The 19,622-nt window shown below is 70.4% G+C and carries 19 protein-coding genes and 1 pseudogene; 9 read left to right on the plus strand and 11 right to left on the minus strand.

The window, feature by feature from the left end:
- The first annotated feature begins 257 nt into the window (after window positions 1-257).
- Window positions 258-1,232 (plus strand): DUF2625 domain-containing protein, encoded by a 975-nt coding sequence (locus ADK52_RS09220; protein WP_234343584.1) that lies wholly within the window; start codon window positions 258-260, stop codon window positions 1,230-1,232.
- Between the two features lie 130 nt (window positions 1,233-1,362).
- On the opposite strand, the gene ADK52_RS09225 is transcribed toward ADK52_RS09220, so the two are convergent.
- From ADK52_RS09225 to ADK52_RS09240, 3 genes are all read right to left on the minus strand, one after another.
- Window positions 1,363-2,472, minus strand: coding sequence for a hypothetical protein (locus tag ADK52_RS09225; RefSeq protein ID WP_063783800.1), 1,110 nt, complete (start codon window positions 2,470-2,472; stop codon window positions 1,363-1,365).
- Between the two features lie 898 nt (window positions 2,473-3,370).
- Entirely contained in the window at window positions 3,371-3,862 is a 492-nt protein-coding gene (locus ADK52_RS09235) for a hypothetical protein (RefSeq protein WP_053689281.1), read from the minus strand.
- 467 nt (window positions 3,863-4,329) lie between these two features.
- Entirely contained in the window at window positions 4,330-4,959 is a 630-nt protein-coding gene (locus tag ADK52_RS09240) for a TetR/AcrR family transcriptional regulator (protein WP_053689282.1), read from the minus strand.
- Between the two features lie 56 nt (window positions 4,960-5,015).
- Between ADK52_RS09240 and ADK52_RS09245 the strand changes: the two genes are divergently transcribed.
- From ADK52_RS09245 to ADK52_RS43470, 3 genes and pseudogenes are all read left to right on the plus strand, one after another.
- Window positions 5,016-5,987: a GNAT family N-acetyltransferase gene (locus tag ADK52_RS09245; protein WP_053689283.1), complete on the plus strand. Its 972-nt coding sequence runs from the start codon at window positions 5,016-5,018 to the stop codon at window positions 5,985-5,987.
- Between the two features lie 366 nt (window positions 5,988-6,353).
- Window positions 6,354-6,668 (plus strand): Imm7 family immunity protein, encoded by a 315-nt coding sequence (locus tag ADK52_RS09250; protein WP_267887247.1) that lies wholly within the window; start codon window positions 6,354-6,356, stop codon window positions 6,666-6,668.
- Window positions 6,669-7,346: 678 nt separating this feature from the next.
- Window positions 7,347-7,481 (plus strand): annotated as a pseudogene (locus tag ADK52_RS43470) (response regulator); the annotation flags it as partial.
- A 24-nt stretch (window positions 7,482-7,505) separates the two neighbouring features.
- Here ADK52_RS43470 and ADK52_RS43475 read toward each other — a convergent pair.
- Window positions 7,506-8,930: a cellulase family glycosylhydrolase gene (locus ADK52_RS43475; RefSeq protein ID WP_053689284.1), complete on the minus strand. Its 1,425-nt coding sequence runs from the start codon at window positions 8,928-8,930 to the stop codon at window positions 7,506-7,508.
- Between the two features lie 504 nt (window positions 8,931-9,434).
- Between ADK52_RS43475 and ADK52_RS42210 the strand changes: the two genes are divergently transcribed.
- Complete coding sequence (locus ADK52_RS42210) at window positions 9,435-9,578, plus strand: hypothetical protein (RefSeq protein ID WP_159045886.1); 144 nt, start codon at window positions 9,435-9,437, stop codon at window positions 9,576-9,578.
- A gap of 181 nt (window positions 9,579-9,759) precedes the next feature.
- On the opposite strand, the gene ADK52_RS09270 is transcribed toward ADK52_RS42210, so the two are convergent.
- Entirely contained in the window at window positions 9,760-10,635 is an 876-nt protein-coding gene (locus ADK52_RS09270; protein ID WP_053689286.1) for a LysR family transcriptional regulator, read from the minus strand.
- Window positions 10,636-10,705: 70 nt separating this feature from the next.
- Between ADK52_RS09270 and ADK52_RS09275 the strand changes: the two genes are divergently transcribed.
- Window positions 10,706-11,074, plus strand: a complete 369-nt coding sequence (locus tag ADK52_RS09275; protein ID WP_053689287.1) for a nuclear transport factor 2 family protein — start codon at window positions 10,706-10,708, stop codon at window positions 11,072-11,074.
- A gap of 499 nt (window positions 11,075-11,573) precedes the next feature.
- On the opposite strand, the gene ADK52_RS09280 is transcribed toward ADK52_RS09275, so the two are convergent.
- From ADK52_RS09280 to ADK52_RS09295, 5 genes are all read right to left on the minus strand, one after another.
- On the minus strand, window positions 11,574-11,804 hold the full coding sequence (locus tag ADK52_RS09280) for a chaplin (protein ID WP_053689288.1): 231 nt from the start codon (window positions 11,802-11,804) through the stop codon (window positions 11,574-11,576).
- Window positions 11,805-12,365: 561 nt separating this feature from the next.
- Entirely contained in the window at window positions 12,366-12,944 is a 579-nt protein-coding gene (locus ADK52_RS09285; RefSeq protein ID WP_053689289.1) for a hypothetical protein, read from the minus strand.
- A 636-nt stretch (window positions 12,945-13,580) separates the two neighbouring features.
- Window positions 13,581-13,757 carry a DUF6233 domain-containing protein gene (locus ADK52_RS44960; protein WP_420714830.1) on the minus strand — a complete coding sequence of 59 codons (177 nt, stop codon included), beginning with the start codon at window positions 13,755-13,757 and terminating at the stop codon, window positions 13,581-13,583.
- 319 nt (window positions 13,758-14,076) lie between these two features.
- On the minus strand, window positions 14,077-15,576 hold the full coding sequence (locus ADK52_RS09290; RefSeq protein WP_053689290.1) for a long-chain-fatty-acid--CoA ligase: 1,500 nt from the start codon (window positions 15,574-15,576) through the stop codon (window positions 14,077-14,079).
- Between the two features lie 337 nt (window positions 15,577-15,913).
- The gene (locus ADK52_RS09295) at window positions 15,914-17,521 is read right to left on the minus strand and encodes a CocE/NonD family hydrolase (RefSeq protein ID WP_053689291.1); all 1,608 of its coding nucleotides are present in this window, start codon (window positions 17,519-17,521) and stop codon (window positions 15,914-15,916) included.
- Between the two features lie 103 nt (window positions 17,522-17,624).
- On the opposite strand from ADK52_RS09295, the gene ADK52_RS09300 reads away from it, so the two are divergent.
- From ADK52_RS09300 to ADK52_RS09310, 3 genes are all read left to right on the plus strand, one after another.
- Window positions 17,625-18,245 carry a TetR family transcriptional regulator gene (locus tag ADK52_RS09300; RefSeq protein WP_053689292.1) on the plus strand — a complete coding sequence of 207 codons (621 nt, stop codon included), beginning with the start codon at window positions 17,625-17,627 and terminating at the stop codon, window positions 18,243-18,245.
- Window positions 18,246-18,450: 205 nt separating this feature from the next.
- Entirely contained in the window at window positions 18,451-18,657 is a 207-nt protein-coding gene (locus tag ADK52_RS09305; RefSeq protein WP_159045887.1) for a hypothetical protein, read from the plus strand.
- A gap of 300 nt (window positions 18,658-18,957) precedes the next feature.
- Complete coding sequence (locus tag ADK52_RS09310; protein ID WP_199828474.1) at window positions 18,958-19,296, plus strand: hypothetical protein; 339 nt, start codon at window positions 18,958-18,960, stop codon at window positions 19,294-19,296.
- Here the strand turns inward: ADK52_RS09310 and ADK52_RS42215 are convergent.
- Window positions 19,286-19,459 carry a hypothetical protein gene (locus tag ADK52_RS42215; protein ID WP_159045888.1) on the minus strand — a complete coding sequence of 58 codons (174 nt, stop codon included), beginning with the start codon at window positions 19,457-19,459 and terminating at the stop codon, window positions 19,286-19,288. The genes ADK52_RS09310 and ADK52_RS42215 overlap by 11 nt on opposite strands.
- Window positions 19,460-19,622: the final 163 nt, after the last annotated feature.

The raw sequence follows: 19,622 nt of genomic DNA on the forward strand, positions 1-19,622 counted from the left end.
CGCCGGCCACAGCAGGGTGATCGTTTCGTCGGACAGGCCGGAACGAAGCACCCGCTGGGCGTCCTCCAGCAGGATGGCCGCCTCGGATGCCGGAGGGCGTTCGTACCCGTCGCCCGTCACGGCATTCCCGACGGCCGAACGGGCCGTGCGGTGGTGCCATCCCGCAGTGAACAACCTGGCGAGTCTTGAGAGTCCGAACTCTCCTCGACCCCCTACCGGGAGGTGCTGACCGGCGGCCAGATGATGGGGAGGCCGTCGTGAACCACCGCTGGGGGAAGCCCGAGCCGCCGGCCCCGGGCGAGGAGCCGGCGGTATTGCTCATGTGCGATGGGCACGGAAGGCGCTTTGAGCGCGCGGAGGAACAGCCGTATGCCGAGGTCGCCATCGGCTCCGGTCACCACCTGCTCCAGGCCGCCGACGAGCTCCGGCAGCGTCGAAGCGCGGGTGGTTCGACGAACTGCCCTGCCGGTTGGGATGCGGGGTGCGGGTGCGACGATTCGGGCATGCGCGAGTTGAGCCAGTTGATCAACGTTGAGGAGCCGGCCTGGCCGGAACTCAGACAGACACTCGGTGCCGGGCCGGTGTCCGTCGAGGTACTTCCGGGCGACAGAGACCTGGGCAGGGCGTCGCTTCTCCAGTTGCAGGTCACGGCCAGGTCGTACCTGGGCGCGGTGGTACTGCACTGCGGAGGTCTGCTGGTGGACGACGGCTGGCTGCGGGTCTTCGGCAGCCCCGTGGACGGCGCTGCGCACGGCGTGCCGAGCCTGGCTCGCGTCAATCGGTTCCCCGGAGCGTTCGACTCCGATGGGCGAGCGGATACGGGCCTGGTGGTGGGACAGGACGTGCTGGGCGGGGTCTTCGCTCTCAACGGCGGAGCTCCCGCCCGCGCCCGCCGCCCCGGAAACCCGGGAGAGATGGTCTACTTCGCCCCGGATTCACTTCGCTGGGAGGCTCTGGGCGTCGGCCACTCGGCGTGGATGGCCTGGCTGGTGTCCGGGGCGCTTGATGAGTTCTACGCGGATCTGCGCTGGGCCGGCTGGCAGGACGAAGTACGGGCACTGAACAGCGACCAGGGCCTGTCGCTGTTCCCGCCCTTGTGGTCTGCCGAGGCACGCCAAGATCTCTCCGCGACCAGTCGTCGCGCCGTGCCCATGACGGAGCTGCTCGGCGTCGCCCGGGACTCGTGCCGTCAGTTCGACGGGGTCGATCCGGGCTTTCTCGGCGCCGTGTGAACCGGTCCGATCTCCTGTCGTAAGGAATTGCCGGTGCCGCCGGACGGGCCGGAGTTCACTCTCAAACGCCGAGTGCGCCGAGTGCGCCCGGGGCATGCGGGTGGTCCGGGGGCCGGGCCCGGATGTGGCGTCAGTGGCAGAACGAGGCCGCCCCCGGGGTTGTCCGCGTGCCGCAGGGCAGCAGGCGGCGGGGGCGCTCGTGGCGCGGACCCGTCAGGACGGGCTGCGGCGCTGCCGCATGTGGTCCGGCCCCCCGGCGTGGGAGGGCTTCCACGCGGCCGATGGCGTTGCCGACGAGTTCGGTGAACCAGACGTTCCGGTCAGGCCCGGTCGCGATGTTGAAGGGCACCTTGTCCGCACCGCCCGGCACCGGGAACTCGGTGATCTTCCCCCTCGGGGTGATCCGCCCGATGCGGCCGAACTGGTCGGCGTACCACATGTTGCCGTCAGGCCCGCGGGTGATGCCGTCGGCACCTCCGTCCTGGTTCGGCCGGGGGAAGAGCGTGATGGTGCCCGACCGGGTGATCCGCCCGATCTGGTCGGATGCGGTGAACCACATACCGCCGGGGCCGGCCGCGATGTCGGACGGGAACTCGAACCCGGTGGGCAGCGGGTACTCGGTCACGTTGCCGAAGAAGTCGACACGGCCGATCTTGCCTGCGATCAACTCCGTGAACCACACACCGCCCGGGCCGGCCGCGATGTGGTAGGGGAAGCTGTCCGGTGTGGGGATGGAGTACTCGGTGACGGTTCCATCGGGCCGCATCCGCCCGATCTTGTTCGTACCGTTCTCCGTGAACCACAGCGCGCGGTCGGCACCGAGTGTGATGCCCGTGGGAAAGCTGCCCGCTACGGGCAGGGGGAACTCCGTGACCGCGCCCGCGGTCGTGATCCGCCCGATCTTGTCGGCATTGGACTCGGTGAACCACAGGGCACGGTCCGGGCCCTGCGTGATGTCGAAGAGGAAGCTCGACTCGGTGGGCACGGCGAACTCGGTGACGGTGCCGCCGGTGGTGATGCGCCCGATCTTGTCGGCGTTGGACTCGGTGAACCACAGCGCCCGGTCCGGTCCCGCCGTGATCCCGGTGGGGACGCTTTCAGGGGTCGTGATCGGGTACTCCCTCAGGTCCCCCACGTCGGCCCGGGTGGGAGCGGCCTGCACCGCGACCGCGAGCAGCGCGCCCAGGGAGACGGAAAGCAGGCGGTTGAGTCGTCGTCGGATCGTCGGCGCGCCCGGCATGGACCAGCCCCTTAGCGGTGAGCGACGGGAGAGTGACAAGCGACGGCTTATCAGCTAACGGTCGAGACGCGCCCGGCCGGAGCCGCCGAGTCGGCCGCGGACCAGCCGACTGCCGTAGCGGCCGGGTATACGGAATACCCGGGCGGCGCGCCGGGCACGTCAGGAGCCACCGAGCGCCTGGCGCCCCGACACCCGGTCGGCGAACCCTTCACCGACCGAGCCTTCGCCCCCGACGGCCCGTTCACGGTCTGCTCCCGTGCCGCGCCGAGCACCGGTCATGTGTGAGGAGAAGCGCCCACCTGGAACGGCGGGCGAAGTACCGATCATGTTGGTGCCGCGGACGTCGACGCCGCCGATCCCAACGGACGCCTTCGCGGAGATCTGGCTCGGGGAGTCGACGGTGACGTCGCTGCGCAGGACCGGGGACGCGACCGAAGACCACGAGGCTGTCGCCGGACCCTGGTCCACTCCTGCCAGTCTTGGACCGTGAGGGAGCCGTTCAGTGCGCTGCGCGCGTGGTCAGTGCGCGTTTACAGTGCCGAGCGCCGGTGGAGTCAGTGGGCGGCTGAGGCCACCTGCCCCTGCTGCGGTGCTGACGGGCAGTGCAGTTCCGTGCAGGGTGCGTGAGTTGGAAGGCGTGGCAAGCGTTCGCAGCGGCGACTGCGGACAGTCCTGCTGGGGCTCAAGAGAGGCGTGCTGGCCGGTCCGGCGGGGGATTGTGCGGACGATGAGTCCCCCGGACGGAACCAGGCGGGCCCGGCCCTTCCCGTATCGGCACGGGCAAGTCAGGCCTCGCGTGCTGGCACGTCGGCCCCCGCAGACAGGGGTCAAGCAGCGGCACCCCTGTCCGAGCCCCGCGCGTCGGCCGAGCCGCTCTGCGGCCCGGCCTTTCAGCGGGTCAGGCGCGGACGGGGTGCCAGGGGGTGCACTTGCGCTCGCTGCCCTTCACGATGCACCCGCGCAGCTTGTACGCGTGCCCCTCGGGCAGGTTGCCGGATGCGACCGCGATGTAGATCGCCTTGTGGCCGCGCGTGGAGGCGACGCGGCCGGTGCTCAGCTCCGCCTCGACCGCCCAGCCGTCGGGGCTGATGTCCTTGGCGACGAGGGAGTCGCCCGGGATGTTGGGCGCGGGCTGCGGGTCGGCGTTCCACCGGGCGAAGCCCATCTCGTGGCCGTCCCTGGGGCTCATGATGTTGATCGTGTACGACCCGTCCGCCGACATCGCGGCGAGGCCCGAGACCCCGGTCGTGGACACGGAGACATCGATGTCGGTCGCGAGGTCGCCCGTCTCGTCGGCGCTGGCGGTTGTAGCCCCGGCCGTGAGCGCCACGCCGACGAACACGGCGGCCGTACTGAGGACCGCGCCGACGCGCTTGTGTATCGAACCCATGTGTTCCTTCGTTCCCGCGCGCGACGGCACGCCGCCGCACGCACGTTCTCCCGCCGGCTTCGAGCATCGCTGGCGGTTAGTCAAGACAACTGTAACCAGGGCATGTTGGAAAGCTACTGGCGGGTACCTACTGGCGGGTACCTGCCGAGGCGGACGCGCCCGGCGGGTGGCTTCCCCGATTCCCAAGAGGACTGCACTGGAGTGGCTGGTGTCGGCGTCGGGCATCGACCCGGGAGCGCGCATGTCACGCGGGATGTCGAACGGTGTGCCTTCGGCATCCCGGGCGCCCGCTTGTGGTGGTGAGGGTCGGGCTCGGTCCGCGTCGACAGGGTGTGCGCGGGCGAGGCCCGGCTCGGTGCCCCGTACGGGCAGGCCTGCGGTCCTGCACTCACCGCGCCGACCCAACCGTTCCGGCTCGGCAGGTCACGCCACGGGGCGCCGGTCCAACCGTCACGACACCCCGTTGATCACCTGTCGGTGAACCGCCACGGACGATCACGGTCCTCGCGGCGGGCCAGCGAGGCGAGGAAGGAGTCGACCATCGCGGTCTGCACGTCCAAGGGGAAGTGGTCGGGGTCGAAGAGGGCTTGGACGACGAGGCCGTGGGCAAAGGCGACGGCGGTGGCGGCGAGTTGCTCCGGGTCGGCGGTCGCGGGGAGCTCGCCTGCGTCGCGCGCGGCTTCCAGGTGGGGGCGGATCGTCGAGCGCAGCCGGGTGTAGCGGCCGGCCTGCGCCGCGGCGAGGGTGTCGTCGGCAAGGGAGAGGTCCCAGGAGCTGACCCAGATGCGGTTGCGTGAGGTGTCGTCCGGGGTCAGCGGCAGGATGTCGAGGAGCATCGCGCGCACCGAGGCGAGCCCCGGCGCCGGGCGCGCCCTGCGGGGCCGCTGCGCGGTGTCCCTCTCCAGCAGGTCCAGGGCGTGCGTGACGAGGGCCCGTTTGGTCGGGAAGTAGTGCATGAGCATCCCGGTCGAGACGCCCATCTCGGTGGCGACGGCGCGCAGGGTCAGGCCGCCGAACCCCTTGGCGGCGAGGACACGCCACACCGCCTCGGACACGTCCTTGCGGCGGGCTTCACGGTCTCCAGGTGCGGGCGGCATGCTGCTAGCTTACGTACCGAACGCTTGTTACGTACGTACCTGGAGAGCGAGGCCCCATGTTCACACTGCCGCTCGGCGACCGTGCTCAGCTCCGCCCCCTGGAGCCCTGGCAGGCACCGGAGTTCCTGGCCCACATCGACCGGGCCCGGGACACCGTCGACCCGTGGATACCCTGGGCCTCCCTCAGCACCGACCTCGCCTCCGCCGCGGCCACCCTCCAGCGTTACGCCGACCGGCAGGCCACGGACGGCGCCCGGATCCACGGCATCTGGCTGGACGGCACCCTGGTCGGCGGCGTCATGTTCACCCGCTTCGACGGCGCCTCCGGGGTGTGTGAGGTCGGCTGCTGGCTGGAGCGGGCGGGGGAGGGGCAGGGACTGGTCACGCGGGCCTGCCGGGCGCTGATCGACTGGGCCTTCGCGCAGCGCGGGATGAGCCGGGTCGAATGGTGGGCCGCCTCGGGCAACGCCCGCAGCATCGCGGTCGCCCGCCGGCTCGGCATGAGCCGCGACGGTGTGCTGCGTCGGCACACCGTCCACCGGGGCGAACGGCGCGACATCGAGGTGTGGTCGGTCCTCGCCGAGGAGTTGCCGGCGGCCGGTGGCGCGTCCGAGGCCGCCGTCCACGCCGAACTCGACCGGCTGATGGACCTGTTCGTGGGCGCCTTCACCAACACCGGCGGTAGGCGGCCGGACCTCGGCGTCATCCGTGACGTCTTCGTACCGCAGGGGCGGATCATCGCGAACGTCGGCGACGAGCCCGTGATCTACGACCTCGACGGGTTCATCGCACCACGCCAGAAGATGCTCACTGACGGGACCCTGACGGATTTCTCCGAGTGGGAGGTGTCCGAGCGCACCGAGATCTTCGGGTCGATCGCCCACCGGTTCAGCGAGTACCGCAAGTCCGGGTACCACAACGGCGAGTGGTTCGAGGGTGGCGGCCACAAGACCACCCAGTTCCTGCGCACCCCCGCGGGCTGGAGGATGTCCTCCCTGGCCTGGGACGACGCCCCCGCGAGGCCGTAAAGCCCCTCCGACAGGGCGAAGCGTCCGTGGAGGGTCTGACACGGCCCGAACCGCTCGGGCGGGTCCCGCCAGGGCGGGCGCACAGGTCTGCCCAGGCCCGGCCGGCCATCACCCTCGCCAAGGTCGCTGACCGGGGCGGGCGAAGAGGGGTGGGGCCCGGGAGTCAGGGGGGGAAGGGTGACGCCCGGGCCGGTGTCGCGGTACCGCGGGGGAGCGGTGTGCATTCCGTCGCGACACCTGGAGGAACGATTCGCCAGCCAAGAGGTAACGGGCCTGGAAGGCGGAAGCGATCCGCATGCTGCCCGGAACCGGGGTGGGGGCTGGCCGGCCAGGTCGCTGGCAGTACGGGGAGAAGCCTTGCAGGTCGTGGATCGGCTTCGGCTTCGCATCGCCCAGATGGCCAGTCCCTACCTCCTTGACCTCAGGTGGATGAACGGCGAGCCGTTCATCCACCTGGGAGGCCATTCCAATCACCGGTCATCGCCTGATGTCGTCGCTCTGTTCGAGCATGTCGCGAAGGTCGCCCCCGGCTCCTACGGCCTTCTGCATGTTCGCGATGACGAGGACCCGGCACACGAGAACGAGATGCGCGTCCTCGGGCTCGCCCGGGGCACGCTCACGCAGCACACCGAGGCGCTGCTGTCCCCGTGCATCCCGACACTGGAAGACCCTTCCCGTTAGGCCGGCTACTGCCCCTCGCGTGGCCGCAGGCTGATCGAGGCGAGGGCAGCGGGGCCGACTGGGCAACCTCGCGGCGCCGGCTGCGAGAACGGCGGGCCGGGCCGGCCAGGACCCGGTGCGGTGGTGGCGGGGGCCGCTCCGCGGAGGGCGAGGGGCGCGATGGCCAGGAAATCCGGTACGGCGCCCGCCCGAGAGCCCGCCGGTACCGCCCGGCGACCTTCCGGCGGGCGAGGTGCCGACCGGCATGTTCACCGAGGTCATGGTCACCAATGCGCTCAGCCCGATGCGTTGCGTCGAGACACCCTCGGCCCGCTGGTCACCCCGGCCGGGAGCATCGGCATCATGTCCTCCGACCAGGGCAGCGCCTCCCTGAACACCTAGGGCGGCCGGGACCTGTACCGGGCTTCCGAGGCCGCGCTCAATCAGCTGATGCGCTGCTACGCCGTCCGCCGTCCGCCGGGCCGGGGCCGGCGACGTACGGACGCTGCTGCTGATGGACCCGGGCTGGGTCCGTACCGAACTCGGCGGCCCCGAAGCCGACCTCAGCGTGGAGGAAAGCGTCCCCGGAGGCGTGGCGACGATGGAGGGCCGGCGCGGCTAGGGCGGTCTGGAGTTCCTGGACTTCCGGGGCGAGGCCGTGCCCTGGTGACGTCGAGAGGCGGCGAAGCGGTAGGGGGCGTGGCGGGTGCGCTCGCTGCCGTCACCCACCACGACCCCGACGTCGTGCTCCTGGACCTCCAGATGCCGGTTACCGACGGGATCACCGTCCTGGCTCGGCTCCGCCGGCTCCCTGCCCCGCTGATCGTCGCGATGCTCACCGCCCTCGCTTCGGGTGGGCTACCTCGGGCTGATCGTGACCTTGTAGGTGGCTCCGGCCCTGCCGTGGGTACTCACGGTGACGGTCTGGGCGTGGCCGTCCCAACCGGCCTTTCCGCCTTGAATATCGACGCGGTAGCCGTCTGGGTACGTGTCCCTGGGCACGGTGATCTGGGTGGGGCCCTCGGCGTTGTCGCGGGTGCGGAAGGTGAGCGTGTAGGTGCGTGTGGCCGGGTCGTACGCGAACGCCAGCGGGTCGCCCGCCACGGCCCGCGCGTACGGCTGGACGAGCAGCCGGGCGTTGGGCTTCGCGGCGCCCGCCGGGTCGAGGAAGCAGTAGCCGCCGCCCCGGCACCACTGCCACCACGTCCAGCCGCTGGAGAAGCGGTCCAGGGAGGCCGTCATGTCGGTGACGAACTGGCTCGCGTGCGGAACGTACGGGTTGCCGCCCCACTCCCCGACGATCACCGGCATGCGGTTGCGGGTCGGGTAGTCGCTGATCGCGGCCTCGTACGCCGGGATGAACGTGCCGTTGGGGTCGTAGTCGGCGCCGGTTTCCATCGCCGTCTCGTAGAAGTGCGGCGCGTAGCCGGCGTGCGGGTCGTCGATGTGGCCCATGCGGGTGGGGACGCCGAGACCGACGATGACGGTGGGTTCGACGAAGACCCACGACGTGTGGTCGACCAGGCGGATCGCCCGGGCGAGGCGGTTCCACAGTTGGGTGAGCTCGGTGGCCTCGAAGCGGGCCGCGGCGGCGGGGAGGTCTTCGCCTTCGAGGAACTTCGCGAACGGCTCGTTCATCAGGTCGTAGCCGAGCAGCGCCGGGTGCCTGCCCAGGGCGGAGGCGACCGTCATCCACATGCGGGCGTGCGCGGCGCGGAGGTCGCCGTCCTTGTACAGGTGGTCGAAGGCGGTCTGTACGGAGGGCTCGAAGTACTCGGAGAACCAGTCGTCGGGTATCGGCGTGAACGGCAGCCCCTCGTCGCGGGTGGCCCAGTCGGGTACGCCGCGAGAGCCGAAGTGGGGCCCGTACACGTCCTGGTGGGCGTCGAGGATGACCTTGATGTGGTAACGGTCGGCCCAGTCGAGGATGCGTCGCATCTTGGTGAGGTAGCCGCGGTCGTAGTGCCCGGGGCTGGGTTCGAGGTCGTCCCAGAAGAACGCGAGGCGCGCAAGGTTGAAGCCCCGGGCGGCCATGCCGGCGAGGTCGCTCTCGTGAATGTCGGCGAACGCGTTGGCGCCTCGGCTGCTCTTGTCGGCGAGGTTGAAGCCGCGCCACTGGAGCGCGCGGCCTTGGCCGTCGGCGATGAACGTACGGTCGCCCACCGTGACCCGGTCGGGGGCGCGGCCGGGCCGGGCCTGAGCCTGCGCGGGGAGAAGACCGAGCAGGAGGGCGGCCATGGCCACGGCGAGGGTGACGGGGGCGACGCGGGAGGTCATGCGCATGCAGGAGACCCCTTCGAGGGTGGCTGCTCGGGCGGCGTGCTGCTGGCCGGTCGGATGTTACTGGCGAGTGGGTCAACTTCCCAGCGCTGGGCGGTAGTTGACTAGCCTTCCTGCGGGCGGAGCAGGCCGTTCCGGGTGGGCGCCCGGTGGAACGCGGTCCGCGGTGCGGCCGTGGTCCCCGGTTCGGCGGCGCCCGGCCTCTGGTAGACGGTGTCCATGGAAGTTGAGGGATCGCCGCGCGAGCGGATGGTCGATGTCGGCGTGGAGTTCGTGTTCGTGTCGACCCGCCGGTGCAGCACCGCAGTTGGGTGACATGAAGCCCCATCCTGCGATCGACCACAGCGCCGCAGAACAGCCGGACCCCAAAATCACCCTAGGAGTGGGTGCTGAGTGGGATCCAACGGCACTACCCAGACGCCAGGGCGATGACCTCAGACGAATGGAACTCCACGAACTGATTCTCTGGGGAGGGAGCCACCTAGTCAGCGGCACCGTCCGCCGGTTGTGCACGAGCTCCTCATCGGCGCCGAGCCGCCGAGTGTCGGGCAGCTCGCGGACGCCGAGAGCGTGGTGCGTCTTGCGGCCGTGATGCTCGCCCGCACGGGCGACCAAGACGACGACGCTGCCGACGGTGACCACCGGACCTGACGGCACGCCCGGTGCCGCTGGGTTTCTCCGGGCGCGGATTCTGCCGGGGCCTGGTCATGTGGCCGGAGCGCGCTGCGGCGTCGGAGCGCCCGAACGGGCCCGGTACGAGAGCACGCTTCCGCCTTGCGATGCACCGCATCTGGCGCCGCGCGCTGATCCACCAGGGATGACGGGACGGCCCTTACGCTGCTCGCCATGCGGTCAGGAGCCTGCTGTGCAGGAGGCGGACGGCGGGGGAGTGCTCGTTTGGGCGGGTGACGAGGCCGAGCCGTGCGTGTGTGGCGGCGTCGGTGAGGGGGATCGCCCGCAGGCCGGCGCCCTGCGCGGAGGAGGCGCTGAGCACGGCGACGCCCGCGCCGCGCTCGGCGAGGCGGAGCAGCGCGGCCGGGGAGCTGGCGTCCAGGTCCACGCGCGGGTCGAGGCCGAGCCGGTGGCAGGAGTCCTCGTAGGCGGCTCGGATGCCGGTGCCCCGGGGCAGGCAGAGGATCTTCTCGCCCTGGAGGGCGGCGAGGGACAGTTCCGCCCGGTCGAGGGTGTGGCCGGGCGGAACGACGGCGGCGATGGGCTCGTCGATGACGATGCTCGCGTGCAGGCCGTCGGCGGCCTGGCCCGTGTATCCGACCAGGGCCAGGTCGAGGGAACCGGAGAGGACTTGGGACTGAATGTCGTCGGAGTCGCCCTCGTGCAGGCTGAGTTCGATGCCGGGGTGGGTACGGCCGAGGTCCGCGAGGGTGTCCAGGAAGGACGGGATCGAGCAGCCCATGATCATGCCGATCCGGATCCGGCCGCGGACGGCGTCGGCGAACTCGGAGGCGGTGTGCCGGATGGTGTCGAGGGTGGCGAGCGCGCTCTTCGCGAGGGGGAGGACGGCCTCGCCCGCCGGGGTGAGGCGCACGTGACGGCCGGAGCGGTCGAAGAGCCGCTGGCCCAACTCGCGTTCCAACTTCGCCACCTGGGTGCTGATGCCGGACTGGCTGACGTGCAGGCGCTGGGCGGCGCCGGTGAAAGTGCCCTCGTCCACGACGGCGGCGAAGTAGCGCAGCTGATGCATCTCCATATCTGTTGATGATAGATCCGATCGGATTCATCTGTTAGACGGATGGGTGGAGGGTGGGCAGGATGGAGGCATGACGACGACGAAGACCGCACGAGAGCTTGCCGAGACCTACTTCCGGGCCTGGGAGGCGGGCGATTTCGAGATGATGCGCGGGCTGCTGGCCGAGGACGTCGACTTCGTCGGGGCGCTGGGAACGGCGCGAGGGACGGAGGAGGCCCTGGCCGGGCTGAAGGGCCTCGGACAGGTGCTGGAGAAGATCGACGTGAAGGTGCGGGTCGCGGAGGGCGACGAGGTGATCACCTGGTTCGACCTGTGCACCGCTGTCGCACCGCCCGCGCCGACCGCGAACTGGATGCACGTGGCGGACGGGAAGATCGTCCGGATCCGGGTGACCTTCGACCCGCGCGGGCTGCTGGAGGGATTCGCGAAGTCGAGCTGAACGGGAGCGGGCACGCCTCCTCCCCGCCTGCGATCGGCAGTAGGGGAGGAGCGCGCGTGAACCGGTCGGCGGCTACCCAGCATGGCCATCCACGGGACCGGTACCTCGAACACTGACCGCCGCGGCATGCCCTCAGCCGCGACGAGGAGGCCGGTTTCCCCGCTAGGACCTGGTCCGCGAGGACGTCCGCGACGCCGGGCGAGGCCCCTTCGTACCCAAGGGCGATCGCGGATCGTCACCGCCCGCGCGCCGGGATCGGCCGATAGGTCATGGTGGGCATGCCAGCAGGGGCCCGCAGCCATGTGCCCAAGAGCTGACTCGAGGAGCTGCCGCTCGGTGTGGGTGGTGTGGGCTGCTCGGATGACAATGGCCGCGTTGGGGGCTCTGGTCGTCCCCGGGGGGTATGCGCGTGGGCGCGGCGCCGGGGAGGAAGCCAGGGCCGCGCCCACGTGCCACACGGGAGCCGGAAGGGCTCCCGTGTGGTGTTTCCGGGGCGGGGTCAGGCGTTGACGCAGGTGTTGCCGAAGGACGGGTTGAGCAGTCCGACGACGTTGATGGTGTTACCGCACACGTTGACGGGGACGTGGACCGGGACCTGGACGGCGTTCCCGGAGGCGACGCCGGGCGAGCCGATGGCCGCGCCGTGGGCGCCGGCGTCGGCGGAGGCGATGCCGGCGCCGGCGAGGAGGATGGCGCCGGTGGCGGTGATGACGGCCGTGGTCTTCTTCACTGGGTCTCCTGCAGGATATGGGTCTGAGCGGTGAGCGAAAGCGGCCGTCGGCCATGGGCCCGGCAGGCGGGCCCACGACGAGGCAGACTTTTCCTCCCTAACCGGCCGGTGGACCGGGGGGACACGGATCTCGACCCGTTCGGGTGCCGCACGGGTGCACTGGTCCGCCGAGGAACGCCTCACACAGCAGAGCCGGATCCCGACCATGGACAGCTGTGACGGCCTCTGCCGCGCCCGGTCCACACCGAGGTTGGCGAGCTGTACGTGGAGCCGGTCGCTCTGGGAGGGGCGGGCGCCCTGTACCTTGCGCAGCCCGTTCCACCGGCGTGCCGGACACCGCGCTGATTCGGCGGCTTTCGGTGCGGGCCAAGGCGGACCGAGAGCGGCCGACGAGGGCGGGACCGACGACGAACGACGCGTCCAGCACTCCGAGGCCCTCGTCGCCGGGGTAGCCATCGCCCTCACGACCCGCCGCATCACTCGTGCTCCGGGAACCCGGACCGGGTGCGGACCAGCAACGCTCGATCTGGTCCAGGCCGACTGACCGGGAGAACCGTACGTCTACAGGCCGGCGCGGGCGAGCAGCTCCGCCGCTTGCTCTCGCGTGAGCTTTGGTGGCGCTGACGCGCGTGGAGGGCACGTGTGGGTGTTTCTCGGGAAGGACAGGACCCACTCGGTCAAGGGGTCGTCAGTCGTAAGGGTGGCCACGAGGCTCTCACGCAGAGCCGATGGGGTGTCCGGGCGGGCGGCGACTGTACTGCGAACGAAGACGTCCACGTCTGCGGCCAGCACGTCCCGCAGCTCAGCGGACGGGTTCGGATGGGCTGCCACGGCCCTGCGAACGCCGGAATCCGGGTCGCCGGCCAGCTCCGGGGGCGGGTCGACGTAGCGGACGGCGATGGCGCGGGTCTCCGGATCGGCAAGGAGAACGGGCAGCAGGTCCGAGGGCGGTGAGTACGCCGAAGCGGCAGACCTCCGGATACTCGGATCGGAGTCCGTAAGCAGAGCCCGGCGCACTGGCTCCGGTGCATGCTTCCAGTACTGGACGACGTTCGACCGCACACTCGGCTCGGCGTCTTCGGCCAGGACAGCCAGGAGCTCAGGGGGCAGACGCTCGTTCATCGCGAGGAACGCACGCACGGAGGGATCCTGATCATCCGCCAGGCGCGCCCAAAGCCCGGGCGGTTGGTCTGCGACGCTCGCCGCGACTGCCGCCCGGACTGACGGTTCCGGATGCTCCGCCAAGCGGGCTCTGACCATCGCAGGCACGTGCGAGTTGGCGGCGAGGCTCCGTGCGGAGCCCAGCCTGATGACCTCCTCGATCGACTCCGCTGTCAGGTCCTTGCACGCGGGACGTCGAATGCTGTGCGTGCTTGTCCTGCGGGCCGGTGGTTGGGCGGGGCCTTGGTCGGGTTCCGTACGCGTTGACAGCACCGATCGGGTCGGTGTGAGCCTGCCGTCTGTGCAACCCGCGAGGCGGGTCGGAGTGAGCATCCAGCGGAGGGGAACATTTCGGATTGGTTGACCGTTCATCCTTGCGTGGGGCGTGGGAAGGGACTGTGTCCCCGGGCCCGACCCATGCCTGTGGGGAAGATCGTTCGGCTGAAGCCCCCCAGAGCCCTCCGCCGCGAGGCGACCACCCTTCCCGCGCCCACACCCTGACCGCCCCGCCCGGCTCCCCCCGCCGGCCGGGGCGCCGCCCCGACCGGCCCTCCCCCCCGGCCGGTCGGGGCCCTTTCCCACGTTGGCCGGATCGCCCTGGCCTGCTGCGGGCTGTCACTGATGGGTGCCGGCACCCGCCGTTGTCATCGGGTCCGGGATTTCACTGACGAGTAAGCACAGGGCAACAGCCCTGCGGGTGCCTCCCCACTCCAGTACTTCGAGGGCGGCTTCGGGCCGGCAGTGCGGGCAGGCGGCCACCTCTTCGGCCAGTGCCTGCCGCGCCTCCTCCACGCCATGGCGGTGCAGCGTTTCCGGGCGTCCCAGCAGTCCCCGGTGTGGGACACGGACCGGCAGGTGGCCGGCTCAGATGGCCCCGCTCGGTGATCCACGGGGCGGCTCAGAGCGGCGGTCGCCGGCACGCGGCGAGATCCCCGTGGTGGTGGGTCCGAGCAGCGCCATGAACTCCCCGCCCCTGCTCCGTCCAGCGGCCCAAGTGACGCGGTCCCCCAGAGCGAGGACGTCCCTGGGGGGAGGGGGGCTGACCGCCGTGTCCGTGCTGCCGCCCGACCTGCCCCGTGTGCACAACGCGCTCGGTGGGATGCGACAGGGGTCAGGAATCGGTGGGGGTGATGACGATGTCCCGTTTGAGGATCTTCCCGGTCGGCCCCTTGGGAAGTGCGTCAGCCAGCCTGATGACCCGCGGGTACTTGTAGGCGGCCACCTGCGCCTTCACGTGGTCGCGGATCTCCTCGGCGGTGGCCTGCCCTCCGGGCTTGAGGACCACTACCGCTGCGATCTCCTCGCCCAGCTGCGGGTCCGGTACGCCGACGACGGCGGCTTCGGCGACCGCCGGGTGCTTGTAGAGGACTTCCTCGACCTCACGCGGGTAGACGTTGTAGCCGCCGCGGATGATCATGTCTTTCGCGCGGTCGACGATGAAGTAGTAGCCGTCCTCGTCGACGCGAGCGAGGTCGCCGGTGTGGAACCAGCCGTCGCGGATCGCCTCAGCGGTGGCGTGCGGCTGTCTGTGGTAGCCGGCCATGACGTTCTCGCCGCGGATCGCGATCTCACCGACCTCGGCGGGCCCGGTCGTCGTTCCGTCCTCGTTGACCAGCCGCAGCTCGACGCCGCGAACGGGCAGGCCTACGGAGCCGGGCTTGCGCGGCCGGTCCGGCATGTTGAAGGCGGCCACGGGAGAGGTCTCGGACAAGCCGTACCCCTCGAGCACGTCAACGCCGAAGCGCTGCTCGAAGCCGTGCAGCACCTCGACCGGAAGCGACGCGCCTCCGGAGACCGCGAGGCGCAGGCGCGGGGCGTCGAAGCCGTCGGGAAGGTCGGCGTGCAAGAGCGCGGCGTACATGGTCGGGACGCCGAGGAGGACGGTGACGGCGTCCCTGTGGATGGTCTCCAGCGCCGCTGTCGGATGGAACCGGGTGAGGAGGCTCAGTGTGGCTCCCGCGGCCATGGCCGTGTTGAGGCCGCAGGTCTGGCCGAAGGCGTGGAACAGGGGCAGGCCGCCGAAGAGCACGTCGCCGGGGCCGACGTGGAAGAGGGTCTGTACGGCGGTGGCGGTATTGGTGAGGAGGTTGCGGTGCGTCAGTTCGGCTCCCTTCGGCGTACCGGTGGTGCCCGAGGTGTAGAGGATCACCGCGAGATCGGTGTCCTGCGCCTCGAAGACGGCGGGGACCGGTTCGATACGGTCGAGCAGAGCGTCGAAGCCGTCCGGTTCGAGGACCAGGCATTCGGTTTCGGTGGCTGCGGCCGCCTCGGCCGTCTCGGCCGCCGACATCGGGGAGGTCAGCACCGTCCGGGCGCCGGCGTCGCGCAGGATGAAAGCGATCTCCGGGGCCTTGAGCAGTGGGTTCATCGGCACGACGACGGCGCCCGCGCGGAGAATGGCGTAGTAAGCGATGGGAAAGTACGGGACGTTGGGTGTGATGACGGCCACCCGGTCGCCCGGGCGTACGCCGCGGGCTTGCAGCAGCGCGGCGGTCCGTGCGCTCAGGTCGTCGAGTTGGGCATAGGTGAGCGCAGTGGTCTCGTGCCGTATGGCGATCCGGTCAGCGTGAGCCGCCGCGGACCCCGTCAGCAGGGTCGCGATATTGGTCATGACGGTTCCTCTGAGTTCGGGTGCGCGGGGGGATTGGGTGGGACGGATTGGGCGGGACGGCTACTACGACGCGGTCGGGTGGGCGTGTGGGCCAGCGGGGTGGTCCGATGACGAGGTTGCCGCGCAGGGCTGCGGCTTCGGCGAGCCGGTCCTTGGTGAACTCGAACCCGTCGGGGCGGGGAGGAGGCCGAGACGTCGGCGGGGACGTACGGGGCAAAGTCCGGTCGGCCGGCGGGACGGCGCACACCTCCTCCGTGACCTCGGCGATGTGAACCACTCGATCGTCGGACTGCCTGAGCCGGGCGTCAGGATCTGCACGGCCGGCCACGTCGGAGAGCTAGCGGATGACGGGCAGGACGAGGTGGGAGGGGTGGTCGGCGTCGTGGTGGATGAGGTCGCGGCCCGCCTTGTGGCCGTAGTAGTGGTGGAACAGGCCGTCGGCGACGGCCGAGTCACCGCCTGCGATCTCCAGGCGGATCCGGCTGCCCTTGGGGAAGAGATACGAGGTCGGCCAGACCTCGATCTCGTAGCGGACGACGGTTCCCGGCTCGATCGGCTGGGGCGGGTGGGTGCGGTGGGATGCCTTCAGCCAGCCGCGGGTGACCATGGCGGAGGGCGGCGGTACGTTCTTCGCGACCCTGCTCATGAGGGCCTCCTTGAGCTTGGGCACGGCCTTCTGCTCGGAGATCTTGACGTGGAAGTCGGTGTCGGTCTGGTCGGACTCCGCGTACAGCACCAGGGTGATCTTCCCGGTGACCTCGGTGTCGTGTTCCAGGGGTGGGGTGGTGAAGGTGAGGATGCCCCGGGTGGGTTGCGGGATGCCGTCGGTGATGACGGTGGTGCCCACCGTCCACTCGGGGTTGGGGTAGTCGTAGCCGGTCGCCGTTCCGGTCGCCGTTCCGGCCGGCCGGGTGGGCGGGGTGGTGGCGAGGCTGCCGTCGTTGAGTGAGAGGACGGCGCGTGCGGGTTCGGGGTCCAGGTAGAGGGTGGTCGGCACGGCGCGCCGGGGTGGCCATTCGGTTTCCTCCCGCGGCGGGCGCCCGGAGTTGGCGACCTGGATACGGACCGCAGGGCCGTCCATGACGCCGTTGTCCACGCCCTTGAGCCAGTGGTCGTACCAGGGGCGGATGTGGGTGTCGAGGAAATCGGGCTGGTAGTAACGCTCGTGGCTGTCGGTGCCGGCGAGCACGACGAGACGCTTGTCGGTGCCCTTGAGCCTTTCGTAGCCGTCGAGCTGACCGCGCAGGTGCAGGCCGACGCTGTACCACCAGGCGATGTTCAGCACCGGGACGTCGATGTCCTCCACCTTCACCGCCCGCTGCTCCCACCAGTCGTCGAAGACGGGCCGGTCCAGGGTCATGCCGATGAGGTCGGCGGAGACGCCGCCGGGCCGGGGCGGAGTGCCGCCGCCGATCGCGGCGCCGGCGCGGAGCTGGTCGGTCGACCAGAAGTTGAGGAACCCCATGGAGTAGACCCCGCCGTGGTAGACCGCGTCGCGGTAGAGGTCCGTGAACCCGCTGTAGATCAGCGCGCAGGTCAGGTGCGGCGGGCGCTGCGCGGCGGCCATCCACTGGTTCACGCTGTAGGCGCTCTCCCCGAGCATCGACACTTTGCCCGTCGACCAGGGGCGGGAGGCGATCCACTCGATGGTGTCGTAGAAATCGCGCTGCTCGGCGGGGCCGAACAGCTCGAACCGCCCCTCGGACCTGCCGGTGCCGCGCTGGTCGCCGACCACGACGGCATAGCCGTGGCCGGTCCAGTAGTCGATGGGGCCGGTCTCGATGAACCGGAACATCGACACCGCCGGAAGGTACAGCAGGTCCTTCTGGTAGGGCGCCACCGCGTACAGCGCTGGGAACGGCCCTTCCCCTTCCGGCAGGTACACATCAGCGCAGATCCGGACGCCGTCGGACGCAGTGATCCACTCGTTCTTGATCGTTCGCATGACCAACTCCTAATTTCCCTATGCGTGGAAACTAATTTCAACGTATGCTGAAACTCTCGCTGAGGGAAGTCCCTCTCCCAGCCGTTCGGAAGGTGATTGCGGTATGACTGGCCGAGGCCCTCGAGGTGAACGCGGAGAGCAGGCGGACAAGATCGTCGCCGCCGCCCGCCGATCCTTCGCCACGCGTGGCTACGCCGCGACCTCACTCCGATCGGTCGCCCAAGAGGCCGGCGTCGACCCCGGCCTGGTCAACTACTACTTCCGCACCAAGACCGGGCTGCTGGAAGAGGTGATGCAACCCCCCAAGGCGTTCGGCGCAGCCGTGGCCGCCGCCGCCGAACAGCCCATGGACCGCCGGGGGCACGCGTTCGTTCAAGCCACCCTGAACCTGTGGGAGGACCCCGTCTCCGCCGAGACCCTGCGCTCCATCATCCTCACCGCCGCCCAGGAACCCGCCGCCCTGCAACGCCTGCGGCAGCTGTTCTCCGAACTCGTGCTGGCCGTCGTCTCCCACAGCCTGCCCGACACCGAACGCAACCTGCGGGCCAGCCTCATCGCCACCCAGATCGTCGGCATGGTCATGAACCGCTACATCTGGCAGGTCGGCACCATCGCCACCCTCCCCGCCTCCTCCGTCGCCGACCTCCTCGCCCCCACCATCCAGCACTACCTCACCGACCCCCTGCCCTCGACCCTCGGCAACAACGGCCAGAGCCCGGACTGAGCGGCCGAAACGTTCCGGGAGGAATGGGTACGGCTCGAACCCCCGAACTGGCCGCCGGGGTGAGCGACATACCGAGCCACCATCTGCCGAAGCTGCTCAGAGGAGCCGCCCTCGCGGCCTCCCCCTTTGCGACCTCGACCGCATCACGCTCACCGGAGACCAGGGGGCCTGCCTGCTCTCGGGCGCCGCGCTCGTCTTCCTCGCCGTGGCCGCTGCGCTCGCCGTCGCCCGAGTGGGGTCGCGGCAGTCCCGTCAGCTCTCGATCGGCGTACCGCCCTCGGACAACAAGACCTGCGCCTCGATCGAGTGGGTCCGCCTCGATCGAGGACCGTTCAGAGGACCGGTGCTCACCGCCCTGCCCGCCCTCACCGCCCTGCTCGCCGCCATCGGGCACATCGCCCGCATCCGCTGACAGCCCCAGAGCGCCGGATACGGCCACCAAAGCCCGGGCACGCCCCCCTGGGCCCCACAGAGCAACCCACAAGCGTCGTTCCGGCCCTGGCCGCAGCCGACCTCGGCGCGACGGGCTGCGGCCTGTTCCGCGCACGTGAGCAGCATCTCGCCCCCAGACCAAGGAGCTCTGCCCCCCGTGCCCCGCACACCCGACGTCGTCACCGTCGCTTCCCTTGACACTCACCGCCTGATCGTGACCCTCCCGAATCAGGGTCCCGCGGACGTCCGCTCGAATCTTCCGCGTGCTACGGCTGCGGCCATGCTGCGCCGTCTCGCCGAGGACCTCGACGCCGACAAGCCCCCCGCCGCCTTGTCCGGAGTGGCGTTCGCCGCCTTGACCCGGCAGCTCACGCGCCGCAACCGCCCCGCCGAGGCCGCCGGGCATGCCGCCGACGCCCTCGCCCAGCACACCCGCGAGCTCGCCGACATGCTTGCCGCTGCTCTGGACCGAGGTATACCCGTCGAAGTCCCGTCGGTCGGCCGGCACTTGGTTGCGTTGCTGCGTAGACACGCCATCATCCTTGAGGGCCCGCCCCGGACCGCCATCGACGATGTACTCGACCTCGCCGCCGCCCGCCGCGCCCGCCTCACCCGCTGAGTACGCGGCAATCAGCAACACCCGGTCTTTCAGTGTTGAGACACACGCCGACACCCGAGTTGGCGAACCATGCCTCCCCGTCCGGCATGACGAAGTCGACCGCCCCGGTCTCCGGCTCGACGCCGAACGATGGCCGCTCGGTCAGCTGGTCGTACGTCGCCATCGAGCGATCCTGTTCCGTCGGCTGTCTCCCTGACCCTGTCGAGCCGGTCTCTGGTCACGGCGCGGCCGCACTGCGGGACGGCCCTTGAAGGGTGTTGCAGAAGGCTCGGTCGTCTTGGGCGTCTTGCCTGTAAGACGTTCACGGGCTTGCGGATGGACCGGTT

The organism is Streptomyces sp. WM6372, assembly GCF_001279655.1.
Lineage (GTDB): Bacteria > Actinomycetota > Actinomycetes > Streptomycetales > Streptomycetaceae > Streptomyces.

Coding starts and splice junctions, on each gene's coding strand:
- ADK52_RS09245 (WP_053689283.1), top strand. CDS start 5,016: ATGTTCACACTGCCGCTCGGCGACCGTGCTCAGCTCCGCCCCCTGGAG.
- ADK52_RS09270 (WP_053689286.1), bottom strand. CDS start 10,635: ATGGAGATGCATCAGCTGCGCTACTTCGCCGCCGTCGTGGACGAGGGC.
- ADK52_RS09235 (WP_053689281.1), bottom strand. CDS start 3,862: ATGGGTTCGATACACAAGCGCGTCGGCGCGGTCCTCAGTACGGCCGCC.
- ADK52_RS09275 (WP_053689287.1), top strand. CDS start 10,706: ATGACGACGACGAAGACCGCACGAGAGCTTGCCGAGACCTACTTCCGG.
- ADK52_RS09295 (WP_053689291.1), bottom strand. CDS start 17,521: ATGCGAACGATCAAGAACGAGTGGATCACTGCGTCCGACGGCGTCCGG.
- ADK52_RS09240 (WP_053689282.1), bottom strand. CDS start 4,959: ATGCCGCCCGCACCTGGAGACCGTGAAGCCCGCCGCAAGGACGTGTCC.
- ADK52_RS09225 (WP_063783800.1), bottom strand. CDS start 2,472: ATGCCGGGCGCGCCGACGATCCGACGACGACTCAACCGCCTGCTTTCC.
- ADK52_RS09300 (WP_053689292.1), top strand. CDS start 17,625: ATGACTGGCCGAGGCCCTCGAGGTGAACGCGGAGAGCAGGCGGACAAG.
- ADK52_RS43475 (WP_053689284.1), bottom strand. CDS start 8,930: ATGCGCATGACCTCCCGCGTCGCCCCCGTCACCCTCGCCGTGGCCATG.
- ADK52_RS09290 (WP_053689290.1), bottom strand. CDS start 15,576: ATGACCAATATCGCGACCCTGCTGACGGGGTCCGCGGCGGCTCACGCT.
- ADK52_RS09310 (WP_199828474.1), top strand. CDS start 18,958: ATGCTGCGCCGTCTCGCCGAGGACCTCGACGCCGACAAGCCCCCCGCC.
- ADK52_RS42215 (WP_159045888.1), bottom strand. CDS start 19,459: ATGGCGACGTACGACCAGCTGACCGAGCGGCCATCGTTCGGCGTCGAG.